Here is a 15308-nt window from a genome sequence, read left to right on the forward strand (position 1 = left end):
TCCATGGATCAGATGAACCGCTACCTGCCGCGCCATCACTTCGCACAGACGCACAGCCTTCACGTTCCCGCGGCACCGGCCCATGTGTTGGCCGTCGTAGGTCGCGCCGACGTGGTCGACGACCCGGTGGCACGCCGCCTGATCGCACTGCGGGAATGGCCGAACCGGCTGGCTGGCCGGATCGGCTTCGCCGCCGCGCTCCAGGGCCGGCCGGCCTTCGGCCTGGCCAACTTCACCGACCTGGGCCAGGACGGCGACCGCGAGAGGGCTTTCGGCGTCGCAGGTCGCTTCTGGCAATCCGACTATGGCCTCATCGACGTGCCCGATGCGCCGTCCTTCCTTGCCCTGGAAGCATCCGGCATCGCCAAGCTGGTGATGAACTTCTGCGCCGGGCCCGAGGGACGGGGTACGCGGCTGACGACCTGTACCCGTGTCTGGTGCAGCGACGAGGCCGCCCGACGCCGCTTTCTGCCCTACTGGTTGCTGATCCGGCCGGCGAGCGGGCTGATCCGGCAGCGCCTTCTGCGTCGTGCACGCGACGCAGTCCTGCGCGAAGCCGCCTGACCCCGCCAGGGCGCCGCGGCCAGGCCGCGTGCGCCGACAAGCCGGAGCCTCAGTGCCGCGCCGCCGCCGGAGCGCCGTGGATCACGTAGCCCGTCACCTTCCACGCCCCATCGGGCTCCAGGCGGTAGGACACCAGCTCTTCGATGGCCGTGCCGGCCGAGTCCCTGGAGGTGAGCACCACGCTCAGGTAGCGCCCGCTCGGCGCGCCGGAGGACTTGTTCATGTCGATGACGGCCATGTTGACGAACTGCCGCGGGCCGATCTTGCGGTAGACCGCACGGCGGGCCTTGATGTCCCGCACGAAGCGATCCCGGGCGATCTGCTTCTTGATCGCGGGTGAGGCGTTGTCCCAGATGACCTCGACGCGGCCGGTGTCCACCAGCTGCGCGATGCGCAGGGAGCGCGCGACGATGGCCGCGCGGTCGACCTTCGGCTGCGGCGCCTGGGCCATCGCGGCCCCGGGCGCCAGGCACAACATCAGCAGGGCCAGCAGTCCGTACAGCAGGGTTTGCCAGGCGGCCGCCGGAAAAGAAGGATGGGGTCGGTCGCGCAGAACCATCGGCGTCGGCATCCCGCTCACTCGAAGGCCCCGGACAGGCCCACGCGGATGCCCACGCTGCCCTGCGTGTCGGCCGACACGCCGCCATTGACGCTCCAGCGGCCGTCGCCCGAGGTGCTGCGCAGCGACATGCCGAAGGCCGACTGCCCGCCGTAGTAGCCCATGCCGGCGCCATAGGTGACCTTGCCGGCCAGGTACGGCGCGGTCTCCATCGACATGGCCGCGGCGGTGCCCGCCGATGCCTTGCGGGCCACCTGGTCGATGTTCTGCTTCAGCGACCCGGCGACGGCGTCGGTGTACGCATTGGCGCTGGCCACGCCGGCCTGCAGCTGGTTGAGGTTGACGGCGTCCGTCCCCTTGACGCCCGGCGCCACGTTGGAGATGACGGTGCCCTGCGGCGCCTGCCCGTTGCCGAGCACCACCGACGAATAGTCGGTGCTGCCGTCGGCGCGGGTGGCGTAGGCGACGCTGGACTGCTGAACCGAGCGCAGTTGGCGCACGTTGACGGCATCGGTGTCGGCAGTGCCGCCGGCCACGTTGGTGATCTGGCGCTCGGCGCCGGCGCTACCCACCGAGACCGCACCCGCCGTGGAAGCGACGCTCACGCCACTGAAGGCCTCGCTCGCGCCATTCATGCCGGCGCGATCGGCCACTGCGCCCGCGCCCAGGGCCACGCCGCCGGTCGCGCTGGCCACCGCCGCGCCGCCGATGGCCACCGACTGGCCAGCCCCCGAGGTGGCGCCGGCGCCCAGGGCCACGCTGCTCGCGCCAGCCGACGCGGCATTCACGCCGATGGCGGTGGAAAGCAGGCCCGTCGCGCCATCGTTGTTGTAGTTGCCGCCAGGCGTGCCGCCATCGTTCACGCCCACGTAGTGCGTGCGGCTGGCCTCGGTCGCGGCCAGCCGGGCCACCAGGGCGCCGATCGCGTCGTTGGTGGCATAGAGCTGGCTGCCGTTGACGGCATCGGTGCTGTCGGCGCTCAGGCGGCCGGCCGCGACGTTCTGGATCTGCCGCTCGCCGCCGACCTGGCCCACGCTGACGACGCCGGCCGCGGTGCCGCCCGCGAAGCTGTACTGCGTGCCATCGAGCACGGTCCCGGCCGTGGAGGTGGCGGCCCGGGTGGTGCTGCCATTGCCCAGCGCGACGCTGTTGGCCTCGGTCGCCTTGGCGCCGGCACCGAGGGCCGTCGACTGGTCGCCGGAGGCCTGCGCGCCGCTGCCCGCGGCCAGCGCGTCGGCGCCGGTGGCCGTGGGCGCCGCATATTGCGTGGCCGAGCCGCTGACCCAGCGCTCGGTGTTCACCCCCTGCACCGCGGCCTGCAGCTGGCCGAGGTTGACGGCATCGGTGGCCTTGACGCCGTTGCCCACGTTGGCGATGGCCGCGCCGCCGGCATCGATGCCGCTGGCGGTCACGCTCGGCCCGCCCACGATCACCAGGCCCTGCGGCCCGAGGTTGACCGCGCTGCCCATCTGCAGGCCGGTGGCGCTCAGCACGTTGGTGCCCACCGTCACGCTGTCGAAGTTCACGTCCCGGGCGGTGGAGACGCGCAGGCCGTTGGCCGTGCGCTCGACAGAGATGTTGGAGCCCTGGCTCACGTCCACCGTGTCACCGGCGGAGACCTTGCGGTCGTCGGCCGAATTGACGCTCAGCCGCCAGCCGGCATCGGTGCTGGCCTTGACCGAGTCGATGGCCTGCTGCGCCGCATAGAGCTGGCTGCCGTTGACCGCGTCGGTGCTGGCGGCACTGACGCTGCCCGGCGCCAGGTGGATCAGCTGGCGCTCGGCGCCCGCAGCGCCGATGCTCGCCACCCCGCTCGCGGTGCCGGCATAGGCATAGTTGACGCCGCCCACCGTGCCGCCGGCGACCTGGGCGGCGGCACGGTCCTGGCTGTTGCGCCCCAGCACCACGCTGCCGGCCTGAGTGGCCATGGCATTGCTGCCGATGGCCACGGCATAGGCCCCGGTGGCCTGCGCGCGATTGCCCGCGGCGATGGCGCCGTCGGCACCGGCATTGCTGTCGCTGCCCAGCGCGATGGCGCCGGCATTGCCCATCGCGGCGGCCCGGGTGCCGATGGCCAGGCCGGCCGCGCCCCCCACGTTGGCCGACTGCCCCAGGGCGATGCCACTGGCCGCATTGGCCTGCGCCATGGAGCCCAGGGCCACGGACCCATCCGCCGTGGCGCGCGAACTCTCGCCCGCGGCCAGGCTGCGCGCGCCCGCAGCGACCGACTGGTCACCCAGGGCCGACGCGCGCACACCGGAGGCATTGGCATAGCCACCCACCGCCACCGTGCCGGCAGCAGCAAAGCTGTTGGAGCCCACGGCCACGGCCGAGGCGGAGGCGCCGCCGCCGTTGGCACGGGCGTTCTCGCCGAAGGCCAGGTCGCCCCGGCCATTGGGACCCGTGCTGGCGCCGGCCCCCACCGCCACCGAGGCCTCGCCCGCCGAGGTGGCCTGGGCACCGACGGCCACCGCGTTCAGCGGCACCGCCTGCGCCTGCGCGCCGATGGCGACGCTGCCGATCGCCGTGGCGACGGGGCCGTCGGCGCAGGCACCCGCCGACGTCGTCAGATTCACTGAAATTCCGGTGCTCGAACCGGAATTCTGGGCGCCCTGGCAATTGGCCGCGGTTGCCGCCGTAGCGCTGGCCGAGAAAAGAAAATAAAGGGCCGAAGCACCGGCAATCCGATGAAAAACCGGTCGACGCCACAAATGAAATGGAAGGGGCGCGGACAGGGGGTGTGTGACGCCTGCAAGCGGTTCCTGCGTTGTCATTTCAATGTGTCTCCGCAAAAGACTGCCTTTGCAAAATGGCCAGGACTCGCCTCATGCTAGCGAGCGCCCGGATGGAGACGAACGTCCAGATGCCCCGTTTTTGTTAACTAACTTACACATGCGGACCATCGTCCGCGATCATTGCAAGTGTTGCAGGGGCCCGGGGCGGGCGAATTGGACGGATCCCGATCAATTCACCCGGACAGACCCGCGCGCTTAAATCGCAATACGCGCCCGATTCAACCCCAACCAAATGGAGGATTGATTCCGAGCGCCGCGGGCGCTATTGCAGCCATTGCCGCCACGGGCTCTGCCGTGACTGAAAGAACGTGAACCCCCCGGGGCGCCCTGAGAAAATCCCGCAGCCTCAAGCGGAGGCGGCGCAATCCTCGACCTTGAATTCCACGCGCCGGTCCAGCGCGTCGCTGGCATCGTCGGCACCGGTGCCGACGATGTTCTCGCGGAAGCCCATGCCGGCCTCCTTGAGGCGCTTGGCAAGGCTGGGTGCCTCGGCGGCCAGGCGCATGCGCACCACGGTCGCGCGCTGCAGCGACAGCCGCTCGTTGACCGATTCCGAGCCGGTACGGCTGGTGTGGCCCGTCACGAGCAGGCAGTTGTTGCTCATCTGCGCCGCCTGGCGGGCGATCTGGCGCAGCCACATCGGATAGACGCCGCTGATGCGCGAATCGCTCAGGAACTCCGTGGAGCCGGGCCGGAAGAGGAACTTCACGCTCAGCTTGCTGGCCTCCAGGCCCAGCTTGGCCAACTGGCCGAAGCTGCGCTCGGCGTCCGCGGTGCGGCCCAGCTGCATCTGCGTGAGGTACAGGCCGTTGTAGACACGCAGTTGCTGGCCGTCGGGCCGCTGGGCGGCGGCCTCGTAGCGCGTCAGCGCCTCCTGCCAGCGGCCGGCCGCGTAGGCGTCGATGGCCTCCTGCAGCACGGCGGTGGTGGGCAGGCGCTGCAGGTACAGCGCATCCGCCTGCTGGCCGGCGGGCGTCTGGCTGGTGCGGATGTAGCCGTCGACGGCACGGTCGCGGGTGCTGACGGGGCTGTCGCGGTAGAAGGCGGTGGGCCGGGTGTCCAGCTTCTCGTCGGCGATGCGCGCCACGGTCTGCGCGACCACGGTGCCGCTCTTGAGCTCGGTCAGCGCGAGGGCCAGCTGCCAGCGGCCGGCCGAGGCATCGGCCTGGCGGGTCAGCGTGCCGCTGAGCACGTACTGCGCCTGCTCCACGGCTTGGCTGTCGACCTGGTTGACGGTGAACTGGCTGAAGCGCTCCTGCATGCGCTGCACGATGCGCTGCTGGGCGGCCTGCGTCACTTCGGTCTGCTGGCCGGTGGTGCCGTCGAGCAACGGGTCGATGACGATGCGGCTCTTCTGCAGCCGCGATTCGACGCGGGCCAGGAAGGCCGGCATCTTCTGCGTCTGCACCATCAGGTCGTCCACCGCCTGCTGCACGGCGCGGTCGAAGGGCATGACCTCGGTGGAAGGCGCGGCCTTGTTGGCACACGCGGCGAGCAGCGTGCCCGCAGCCGCGATCAGCAGCAGCGCCCACAGGCGCATCCAGGCACGGAGAACAACAGCGGCAACGGCGGACGGATTCAACATTCGCTCCTCAGGTAGGCCATGTCCTGCGCCGACAGCGGTTCTCCCACCGCGGCGCGCATGTTGATGTCGATGCACCGGCGCGAGGCCGGCGGGCGTGGTGGCGGCGGGGGCGCCGCCGCTTCGGTGGACACGGGCGCGGTGGCCGGCGCGGGCCGGCTGCGCGCGGCCGGACGGGGCGCGGGCGGCGCGGCCTCGGCAGCGGCAGGCGTCGGCGCCGTCCGCGGCAGGGCCAGGCAGGGCGTCGGGCACGGCGGCGGCGCATCGGCCGCGACCACGGGCACGGCAGGTGCCAGCCATCCGCCCATGCCCAGCATCCACGCCCCTGCGAGCGCCGTCCCGCGCATGCGCGCTCAACCCACGCGCACGCAGACGCCGGACGGCGCGGCAGGGCCCGCTGTCCGGCCGTCCAGGCGAGCCGTGTGGAACATCATCCCGAAGAATGTAGAGGAACTATGTCACGGCGAACGCTTGCCGAATGGCCGGTCCGCCGAATGGCATAGGCGCGGGGCCGGGTGATGGACCGCCCTGCCCCGCCCCTCGGCAGCCGATCAGAAATCGACGCGCAGGCCCACCTTCACGCTGCGGCCGGGCAGCGGCGCGCGGGGGTAGACGGTGGTGGTCAGGATCGAGGTGGCGCTGTAGGCCAGTTCGTTGCCCAGGTTGTCCACCCGCGCGTACCACAGCAGGCTGGCGCGCTGCACCTTCATGCGGTAGCCGAGGGAAGCGTTCCACAAGGTGTAGCTGTCCGTGGCCCGGTCGGTGGGCGGCACGCGCTTCTGCGCGGCATAGTGGTCGAAGCCGACGCGTGCGCTCCAGGGCCCGCTGGTCCAGGCCAGCGTGGCGCCGACGCGCACCGGGGCGATGCGCGGCAGCGGCTCGCCGGTGTCGGTGTTGGTGGCGCGCACGGCATCGGCGCGCCATTCCAGGTCGAGGTTGCCACCGGCCAGCGGACGCAGGCCATCGTTGCCCAGCAGGCGCAGGCTGCCGCTGGCCTCGATGCCGGTGAAGCGGGCCCGCACGCCGCGGTAGACGTATTCGGCCAGCAGTTCCTCGTCCAGCGCGGCGGCCAGGGCTTCCTCCGAGCCACCGGCAAAGGACTCGCCCTCGTCGTTGCGCAGGTTGCCGGTGGCCGTCAGGCCGATGTAGTTGCGGAACTTCGACCAGTAGGCGTTGACGCGCGCGTTGTGGGGCCCGGACTTCCACTGCGCGCCGATGTCGGCGCCCAGCGAGCGCTCCTTCTGCAGATTGGTATCGCCCACCTCCCAGGCTGCGGTGGCCACGTGGGGGCCGTTGGCGAACAGCTCATAGTCCTTGGGCGCGCGCTCGGTGTAGGCCAGGTTGCCCGTGATCTGCCACTGCGGCGCCACGTTGTAGAGCAGGCCGAAGGAGGCGCTGTGTGGGTTGAAGCTGCGCTCGCCCAGCGCGAAGCGGGTGATGGAGAGGTCGTCCGGATAGCCCTGCGACGACACCTTCACCCGCTCGGTGCGCGCACCGAAGCTGAGCTTGCCCCAGGACAGCGGCAGCTCCTCGTACAGGAAGAGCGCATCGCTGCGCGTGCGGCTGTGCGGCGCGAAGGCCTCCTCGCCGTCGGCGGCGAAGCGCGTGCGCTCGCTCTGCAGGCCGATCAGGCCCTCGAAGCCCGCGATGGGACGGTGGCGCGCCTCGATGCGCAGGTCGTTGCCCTTGTTCTTGAAGGTGGTGCCCGGTGAGCCGCCTTCGTACTCGGTGTGCCTGTAGTCGGTGTGGCTGGCCTTGGCATGGATGCTGGTGAAGAAACCGCCGGGGCGCCATTCGCCCTCGATGGCCTGGCGTTGCTGGCGCATGCCGATGGTGACGTCATCCTCGGCCACGGTGCCGTAGTTGCTGCGGTAGTCGCTGACCGAGGCGCCGATCCAGCCGGCACCGCCGAAGAACAGCGTGCCGCCGACGGCACCGCCACGGCTCTCGGAGGCCGAATTGCAGATGCGCTTCTGCAGCACGTTGACGCCGCCCTTGCCGCACTCCAGCCAGGTGGGTGCATTCACGTCGTCGGCATGGCGGCGGAAAGCGTCGACATGCAGCGCGAAGCGGTCGTTGCCGCCTTCGAGCACCACGGCGCCGCTGCCTTCTTTGCTGCCGCTGGCGTAGCTGGCATCGGCGCGGCCGCCGAAACCGTTGATCGGCTCCGTGGGGATGCGGTTGTCGATCACGTTGACCACGCCACCCACGGCGCTGCCGCCATAGAGCAGCGCGCCGGGGCCGCGCAGCACTTCGATGCGGTCGGTGACGAGGGCGTCGGTGGGCACCGCATGGTCATAGCTCAGGGCCGAGGCATCGAGCGAGGCGCCGCCGTTGGAGAGGATGCGGATGCGGTCGCCGTCCTGCCCGCGGATCGTCGGCCGGCTGGCGTTGGGCCCGAAGTAGGTGCTGGAGACGCCCGGCAGGCCCTGCAGCGTCTCGCCCAGTGTGGACTGCGAGCGGTACAGCAGCGCGCTGCCCGACAGTGCCTCGACCGGCGCGATGGATTCGGCCGCGCCGAGCGGATTGCCCGTGACGGTGATGGTGTTCAGGGTGGCACCTTCGGTCGCGGACTGGGCATGGGCCAGCGTGGACAGGGCAAAGAGAACGGCCGCGCCGATGGCGTGGCGATGGAATTGGGGAGTCATGAGGAAGCTCGTTGAATTCGAAAAGACGTGCCGCCACGGCCCGCACAGGGCGGTCGCGGCAGCGTCGAGGAAGCACGGGAATTCAGCGAGCGCCGGGCGGACCGCGCGCATCGAAGTGCACGGTCCATCGGTAGATGGCGCGGACCTGGAGGCAGGCGAAGGTGGCCGCGGGCAGCGCCACCGGCAGCAGCACCAGCGGCACGCCCGGCAGGCCGGCGCCGTGCGAGAGCACGTCGTACAGCCGGCATTCGGCATCGGTCTTGTCCGCAAACAGCGCATGCAGCCAGGGATGGCGCGGCGCCTGGAGGGTGGCGCCGTCAGTCGGTACAGCGAGCGCGACGGATGCTGCGGATGTCGTGGCAGTCGTTCGCCAGGCGACATGCGGATGCTTGCCCGGCGCATGCAGGGTGCCATGCACCAGGCCGAGCGTCGCCGTCACCCACACTGCGACGAGCAGTGCGAGCGCGACGAGGCGCGACGGCCTGGAGCGATTCATCCGCGTAGGTTCCGGAAGATCAGAAGTGCGTGGTCATGCTCAGGTAAAGGCTGCGGCGGGTGCCGTACTGCGGCGCCCCCACCCCCACGCCCGTGCCGTCGCGCAGCAGGTACTTCTCGTCGAACAGGTTCAGCACCGCGATGCGGCCCACCACGTCGCCGCCGTCGCCGTACTTCCAGGTGTGGGAGTAGGCGGCATTGACCACGGTGTAGTGCGGCAGCGCGGCGCTGTTGGGCGCGCCGCCGTCGGGCGTGCGCCGCAGGCCGCTGCCATAGATCACGTCGCCGCTGACCTGGTCGGCACCGAAGCGGTAGCTGGCGCCGGCCGAGGCCGTGTAGGTCTGGTCATGGTCCAGGTACACGTAGTGGTTGGCGATGTAGCTCAGCTCGTCCGCGCCGAAGAGCGACTGGCTGGACACGATGTTCTTGCCCATCGCCTTCTGGTGGGCCAGGTTGGCGTAGGCGGCCCAGTGGTCGTCGCTGTAGCGCGCCGACAGTTCCAGCCCGCGCGCGAAGCCCTGCGCATAGTTGAAGGGCGACAGGATCAGCGCCTGGCCGAACTGGCCTTCGTCGAGCAGGTTGTCGATGTGCTTGTAGTACGCATCGGCCGACAGCGACAGGTGATCGCCCACCTTCTGGTCCACGCCGATGTCGAAGTAGCGCGAGCGCTCGGCCTTCACCGCGTCGGAGTTGGCCACCTCGGGCTGGTTGGTGGTTCCGGTGTAGAGGTTGATGCTCTGCTGAGAGGCCAGCTCCTGCGGTGGCGGGGTGAAGTAGCGCGCGAAGCCGGCATGCAGCGCGGTGCTGTCCGTGGCTGCATAGGCCAGGTTCAGCCGCGGGCTCCACTGGTGCTCCTTGGTGTACGCGTTCACGCTGTCGTAGCGCAGGCCGTAGTTGAAGGTGAGCTTCGGGTCGATGCGCCACTCATCCTGCAGGTACAGGCTGGCCAGCTCGCCCGTCTTGCCCGAGTTGTCGTTGATGAGCACCGGCATGTCGCCCACCTGCGCGCCCGTGTCGTCGACCGGGAACACGTTCACCGCATTGAGGCTGCGCGTGCTGGCCCGGGTGTACAGCCCTCCGAAGCGCAGCGTGTGGGCATCGCCCAGCTTGTACGAGGCATCGGCCTGCAGGCCGTTGGACGAGTTGGTGCGCTCGGTGTCCGAGGCGACGCCGTTGTAGATCAAGTCGCCCACCGGGTCGGGACGGTAGTGGAGGCTCGAATACTGGTGGAAGGCCGAAAGCTGGAAGTCCAGCGCGCCCAGCGACTTCTGGTACGACAGCCCAACGAAGCGCGTGCTCTCGTCCTGGCGCTCGCGCACCTGCGACGAAGGCAGGCCGTTGTAGCCCGAGCCCAGGTCGCTGAAGCCGGCCAGCGAGAAGGCCGGCGTCTGGTTCGGATTGGTCGGGATCTGGAACTTGCCGTCGTAGGTGCCGAACATCAGGCCCAGCCGCGTGTCGTCGTCCAGGTAGTACGAGAAGCTGCCGAAGGTCTTGCCCTGGCGCGTGCGGTCGTTCTGGGCATTGAGCGTGGGCTGCGGGTTCTCGATGCCCTGGCTGTTGCCGATGCCGCTGGCCGAGAGGTAGTAACTCAGATTGCCCGTGGTGCCGTAGACCGAGCCACTGCCTTCCAGCGTGTTGTGGCTGCCGATGGTGAAGCCCAGCGAGCCGCCGGGCTTGCCGAAGCCCTGCTTGGTCTGGATGTCGACCACGCCGGCCGTGCGCAGCCCGTACTGGGCCGGCAGCGCGCCGGTCAGGTAGGTGATCGAGTCGATGTAGCGGGTGTCCAGCGTCTGGCCGAAGCCGGAGATGCCTTCGGGCAGTTGCACGCCGTTGATGCGGTACTGAACGTTGCCGTGATCGTCGCGCACATGCAGGGAGCCGGAGGCCTTGGAATCCTTGGCCACGCCGGGCAGGGTGAGCAGCACGTCCTCCAGCGGCGTGGCGTCGCCCTTGCCCAGCGCGCCGATGGCGCTCTGGTCGATGCGGTAGACGGTGGCGCCGGTCTCGGGCGACAGCTCCATGCGCGCCTTCTTCAGGCGCTCGGAGGTGACCTCGACGGTGGACAGCGTCTGGGGCTGGGCGGCGATGGCAGACGGCGTGTTTCCGGCAGCGGGGGCGTCCTGCGCAAAGGCAGGCACGCACAGGAGCGTGAGAACGGCAATGCCGATGGCACTGCGAGGGAATTTCTGGGTCATGAGAGGTCACTGGCGAATCGATGAACAGGCCGCTGCCGCCCACGCAGATGCGGGCGGCAGAAGCCAGGGCTCGGGGGATTCAGCGAGTGACGGGCGGACCGCGCGCGTCGAAGAGCACCACCCAGCGCCGAAGCGCCTCGCCCTGCATGAAGGCGAACACCGCCGCAGGCGGCAGGGCGGGCAGCACGGGCAGCACGAGGGTGGGCATGGCCGCATCGTGCTGGAGCTGGTCCAGGATCAGGCAGAGTGCACTGCCGTCGTCATGGTCGTCGAACAGCGCCGCCAGGCCGTGGTGCGCGGCATGCACCAGGGGGTGTACGCCTTGGGCAGCCAGCGAAGGACCATGACCCCCACCGTGGGTCTCTGCCTGAATCGCGTGCCCCCCGCCCGCATGCATGTGCAGCGTGCGGTGCATGAGCCCCAGCGCCGACGCGAACACCAGCACCCACGCCAGCGCGATGGCCAGCGCAGGCGAGGCGGTCGGGCGAAGGAAGCGGGGCGGCATGCGGGCGCGAGGTTCTTTCTTACGTGCAGGGATGGTGGGCCTCAGCCCTTCTTCACCCGCTCGGCAAAGGTCTTGCGGAACTTCTCGACCTTGGGCGCCACGACGAAGGCGCAGTAGCCCTGGTTGGGATGCTTGACGAAATAGTCCTGGTGGTAGTCCTCGGCCGGCCAGTAGCGCTGCAGCGGCGCGATCTCGGTCACGATGGGCACGCCGCCATAGGCCTGGTGGCTCGCCAGCTCGGCCACCACCTCGCGCACGGTGGCCAGTTGCGCCTCGTCGGTGGTGTAGATGGCGCTGCGGTACTGCGGCCCGACATCGTTGCCCTGGCGGTCGGGCGTGGTCGGGTCGTGCACGACGAAGAAGATGTGGAGGATCTCGCGCAGGTCGATGACGGCCGGGTCGAACTGCACCTTGATCACCTCGGCATGGCCGGTGGTGCCGCTGCAGACCTGCTCGTAGGTGGGATGGTCCACATGCCCGTTGGCGTAGCCCGATTCCACGTCCAGCACGCCTTCCACGCGGTCGAAGACGGCCTCGGTGCACCAGAAGCAACCGCCCCCGAGGACGATGGTCTGCGGCGATGCGGATGGGGTCTCGGACATGGCGCTTCTCCTGGGCAAACCGGCGATTGTGCCGCCTCGCCTTGACGCCCACGGAATCGGTGGCCAATAATTAATAACCAACCGGTCATTAATTTCGCTCGTCTCCCCGCCCATGGGTTCCTCTCCCTCCCTGCACTGCCGACTGCGTGACGCCATGACCGGCGCCAAGCGCGCGCGCCGCAAGGAGGCCCGGCCGGGCGAACTGCTGCAGGCGGCGCTCGACCTGTTCGTCGAGAAGGGCTTTGCCGCCACCCGGTCGGAAGACGTCGCCGCCCGCGCCGGCGTCTCCAAGGGCACGCTGTTCCTGTACTTCGGCTCCAAGGAGGAGCTGTTCAAGGCGGTCGTCACCGAGAACCTGGCCGGCCGCTTCACCGAGTGGAACCAGGAGTTCGAGACCTTCGAAGGCAGCAGCCCCGACATGCTGCGCTACGCGCTGAACACTTGGTGGCAACGCGTGGGCAGCACGCAGGTGTCGGGCATCAGCAAGCTGATGATGAGCGAGGGCCGCAACTTCCCCGAGCTGTCGGCCTTCTACCACCAGAGCGTGGTGGCGCCGGGCAATGCGCTGGTGCGCCGGATCCTGGAGCGCGGGATCGCCCGCGGCGAATTCCGCGCCCTGGACCTGGACCACGCCGTCCATGCCGTGGTGGCGCCGCTGCTCTTCATGATCCTGTGGAAGCACGCGCCCGAGGTGTGCGGCGGCACGGTCGCGCTGGACCCGGCGCGCTATCTGGCCGCGCAGGCCGACCTGCTGCTGCACGGCATGTGCACCCGGCAGGGGCTGGCCGCGGACGGCGGCGCGGCAGGCTCCTAGAATCCCGGGCTTTGTCCGTTCTGCGTCGCCCCGCCCCCACCATGACCGCCTCCCTCGTCACCGATCCCCTGCGCTTCAACATGATCGAGCAGCAGATCCGCCCCTGGAACGTGCTCGACCTCGAGATCCTGGAACTGCTGACCGAAGTGCGCCGCGAAGACTACGTGCCCGCCGCCCACCGCGGCATGGCCTTCTTCGACATGGACATCCCGCTCGGTGACGGCCCCGGCCAGGTCATGCTCTCGCCCAAGATGGAGGCGCGGCTGCTGCAGGACCTGCATGTCAGGAAGACCGACTCCGTGCTCGAGATCGGCACCGGCTCCGGCTACATGGCTGCCCTGCTCGGCGCCCGCGCCGCCCGCGTGCTGACGCTGGAGATCGACCCCACGCTGGCCGCCACGGCCGCCCATACCCTGCAGCGCAACGGCGTCGGCAACGTCGAGGTGCGCCATGCCGACGGCGCCAATCCCCTGCCCAGCGGCCCGACCTTCGACGTCATCCTGCTCAGCGGCTCGGTCGCCCGCATCCCGCAGAACCTGCTGGGCTCGCTGAACATCGGCGGCCGGCTGGCGGCCATCGTCGGCGACGAGCCGGTGATGCGCGCCCATTTCGTCACCCGCACGGCCGAAGGCAAGTGGGACACCCAGGAACCCTGGGACACCATCGCCCCGCGCCTGCTCAACTTTCCGGAGCCCTCGCGCTTCAACTTCTGACCGGCACCGACCGCGCCTCGAGCGTCATCCGTTCGCGCTGAGCCTGACGAAGCGCCGAGCCGGGAATTCGATGGGGCGCCCAGGCCGGTCTTCTGCCCGCCCAGCGCCACCATGATCGACCAAGTCCCCCCCGCCCACCTGCAAGCCTGGTTCGACCAGGCGCCCGACGCGCCGGCCGTGGTGCTCGACGTGCGCGAGCCCTGGGAACTGCAGACCGCCAGCGTGAAGCCCGAGGCGGGCTTCACCGTGGTGGCCGTGCCCATGAACGAGATCCCTGCCCGGATGGCCGAGCTGGACCCGGCCCAGCGCATCGCCTGCTTATGCCACCACGGCGCCCGCAGCCAGCGGGTGGCCGCCTTCCTGGCCCACAACGGCTACGAGCAGGTCGCCAACATCAGCGGCGGCATCGACGCCTGGTCGCAGCAGCGCGACCCTTCCGTTCCCCGCTACTGAGCGGCGCACGCTCATGCGCCCGCTCGTTCTTCGCGCGGTGGCCCTGGCGGCCGCCACGCTGGCCCTGCATGGGCCGGCCGCCGCCCAGAACCTGGGCAGCCTCTACGACGCTGCCCGTGGCTACGACGCCAGCTACCAGGCCGCCCGCGCCCAGGCCGAGGCGACCACGGCCCGCGGCGAGCAGGCCCGAGCCGGCATCCTGCCGCAGGTGGGCTTTGCCGCCAGCGCCTCGCGCACCGACTCCGACATCCGCACGCCTGCCGGCACCGGGCCGCGTGACTTCTCCACGACCCAGGTCGGAGTGCAGGCCACGCAACCCATCTACCGACCCGCCAACTGGGCGAGCTACCAGCAGGGCCAGCGCCAGGCCGCGCTGGCCCTGGCCCAACTGCAGCTGGCCGAGCAGGACCTGATCGTGCGCGTGGGCCAGGCTTATTTCGACCTGCTGTCGGCCGAGGACAGCGTGCGGCTCATCCGCGCCCAGAAAGCCGCCGTGGCGGAACAGCGCGCCACGGCCCAGCGCAATTTCGATGTCGGCAACGCCACCGTCACCGACCAGCGCGAGGCGCAGGCCCGCTACGACCTGGTCGTCGCACAGGAGATCGCGGCCGAAAACGACCGCCAGGTGCGTCAGGTGGCCCTGGACCAGTTGGTCGGCCGCAGCGGCGCCACACCGTGGGCACCAGCCGGCGCCGCGTTGCCCGTACCGCCCCAGCCTGCCGATCTGGCCACCTGGGTCGCGCTGGCCGAGGACGCCCATCCCGCCATCGCCCAGGCACGCATCGGCGTGGACGTGGCGGCCCTGGAGACCGAGAAGGCCAACGCCGGCCATCTGCCCACCATCGATGCCACGCTGAGCTACGGGGTCAATCGCAATCCGGAAGGCACGCTGACGACGACGACGCCGACCACCGTCCACGCCACCCAGGCTGGCGTGCAGCTGAACCTGCCGCTGTTCGCCGGCTTCGCCGTGCAGAACCGCATCCGCGAGACGCTGGCCCTCGAAGACCAGGCCCGCGCCCAGCTCGACGGCGCCCGCCGCAACGTGGCGCAGGCCACGCGAACGGCCTGGCTGGGCCTGGCTTCGGGGCGCAGCCGCGTCGCCGCGCTCGAAGCCGCCGAGGCCTCCAGCCGCAGCGCGCTCGAAGCGACGCAACTGGGCTACCAGGTGGGCGTGCGCGTGAGCCTGGATGTGCTCAACGCCCAGGCCCAGCTCTACCAGACGCAGCGCGACCTGGCCGCCGCCCGCTATGCCGTGCTGCTGGGCGAGCTGCGCCTGCGGCAGGCGGCCGGCACCCTGGACGCCGAGGCGCTGCGCCCCATCGACGCGCTGCTGGCACCGGCCCCGGTGGCCGAGGCCAGCCCGGCACGCTGACGCCGCAC

At 70.3% G+C, this 15308-nt stretch carries 14 protein-coding genes; 5 read left to right on the top strand and 9 right to left on the bottom strand.

The window, feature by feature from the left end:
- Positions 1 to 3: 3 nt before the first annotated feature.
- Positions 4 to 564, top strand: a complete 561-nt coding sequence (locus tag KBC94_RS10795; RefSeq protein ID WP_294369777.1) for a hypothetical protein — start codon at positions 4 to 6, stop codon at positions 562 to 564.
- 49 nt (positions 565 to 613) lie between these two features.
- On the opposite strand, the gene KBC94_RS10800 is transcribed toward KBC94_RS10795, so the two are convergent.
- The 9 genes from KBC94_RS10800 to msrA all read right to left on the bottom strand — a co-directional run bounded on the left by KBC94_RS10800 (position 614) and on the right by msrA (position 11945).
- Positions 614 to 1123, bottom strand: a complete 510-nt coding sequence (locus KBC94_RS10800; protein WP_294369779.1) for a DUF4019 domain-containing protein — start codon at positions 1121 to 1123, stop codon at positions 614 to 616.
- Between the two features lie 17 nt (positions 1124 to 1140).
- On the bottom strand, positions 1141 to 3699 hold the full coding sequence (locus tag KBC94_RS10805) for a YadA-like family protein (protein ID WP_294369782.1): 2559 nt from the start codon (positions 3697 to 3699) through the stop codon (positions 1141 to 1143).
- Positions 3700 to 4264: 565 nt separating this feature from the next.
- The gene (locus KBC94_RS10810; protein WP_294369785.1) at positions 4265 to 5503 is read right to left on the bottom strand and encodes an OmpA family protein; all 1239 of its coding nucleotides are present in this window, start codon (positions 5501 to 5503) and stop codon (positions 4265 to 4267) included.
- A complete protein-coding gene (locus KBC94_RS10815) occupies positions 5497 to 5808 on the bottom strand; it encodes a hypothetical protein (RefSeq protein WP_294369787.1) in 312 nt (103 codons plus the stop codon). The genes KBC94_RS10810 and KBC94_RS10815 overlap by 7 nt, the downstream gene beginning before the upstream one ends.
- Positions 5809 to 6051: 243 nt before the next feature.
- Entirely contained in the window at positions 6052 to 8148 is a 2097-nt protein-coding gene (locus tag KBC94_RS10820; RefSeq protein WP_294369789.1) for a TonB-dependent receptor, read from the bottom strand.
- A gap of 82 nt (positions 8149 to 8230) precedes the next feature.
- Positions 8231 to 8644 carry a hypothetical protein gene (locus KBC94_RS10825; RefSeq protein ID WP_294369790.1) on the bottom strand — a complete coding sequence of 138 codons (414 nt, stop codon included), beginning with the start codon at positions 8642 to 8644 and terminating at the stop codon, positions 8231 to 8233.
- A gap of 19 nt (positions 8645 to 8663) precedes the next feature.
- Complete coding sequence (locus KBC94_RS10830; RefSeq protein ID WP_294369791.1) at positions 8664 to 10838, bottom strand: TonB-dependent receptor; 2175 nt, start codon at positions 10836 to 10838, stop codon at positions 8664 to 8666.
- Between the two features lie 79 nt (positions 10839 to 10917).
- Positions 10918 to 11343: a hypothetical protein gene (locus KBC94_RS10835; protein ID WP_294369792.1), complete on the bottom strand. Its 426-nt coding sequence runs from the start codon at positions 11341 to 11343 to the stop codon at positions 10918 to 10920.
- Positions 11344 to 11384: 41 nt separating this feature from the next.
- On the bottom strand, positions 11385 to 11945 hold the full coding sequence (gene msrA / locus KBC94_RS10840) for a peptide-methionine (S)-S-oxide reductase MsrA (RefSeq protein WP_294369795.1): 561 nt from the start codon (positions 11943 to 11945) through the stop codon (positions 11385 to 11387).
- A gap of 154 nt (positions 11946 to 12099) precedes the next feature.
- Between msrA and KBC94_RS10845 the strand changes: the two genes are divergently transcribed.
- From KBC94_RS10845 to KBC94_RS10860, 4 genes are all read left to right on the top strand, one after another.
- A complete protein-coding gene (locus tag KBC94_RS10845; RefSeq protein ID WP_294369796.1) occupies positions 12100 to 12759 on the top strand; it encodes a TetR/AcrR family transcriptional regulator in 660 nt (219 codons plus the stop codon).
- Positions 12760 to 12800: 41 nt separating this feature from the next.
- The gene (locus KBC94_RS10850; protein ID WP_294369798.1) at positions 12801 to 13472 is read left to right on the top strand and encodes a protein-L-isoaspartate O-methyltransferase; all 672 of its coding nucleotides are present in this window, start codon (positions 12801 to 12803) and stop codon (positions 13470 to 13472) included.
- A gap of 111 nt (positions 13473 to 13583) precedes the next feature.
- On the top strand, positions 13584 to 13925 hold the full coding sequence (locus tag KBC94_RS10855; protein ID WP_294369801.1) for a rhodanese-like domain-containing protein: 342 nt from the start codon (positions 13584 to 13586) through the stop codon (positions 13923 to 13925).
- A 13-nt stretch (positions 13926 to 13938) separates the two neighbouring features.
- Positions 13939 to 15300 (top strand): TolC family outer membrane protein, encoded by a 1362-nt coding sequence (locus KBC94_RS10860; protein WP_294369805.1) that lies wholly within the window; start codon positions 13939 to 13941, stop codon positions 15298 to 15300.
- Positions 15301 to 15308: the final 8 nt, after the last annotated feature.

This window comes from Pseudacidovorax sp. (assembly GCF_017991995.1).
GTDB lineage: Bacteria > Pseudomonadota > Gammaproteobacteria > Burkholderiales > Burkholderiaceae_C > Xenophilus.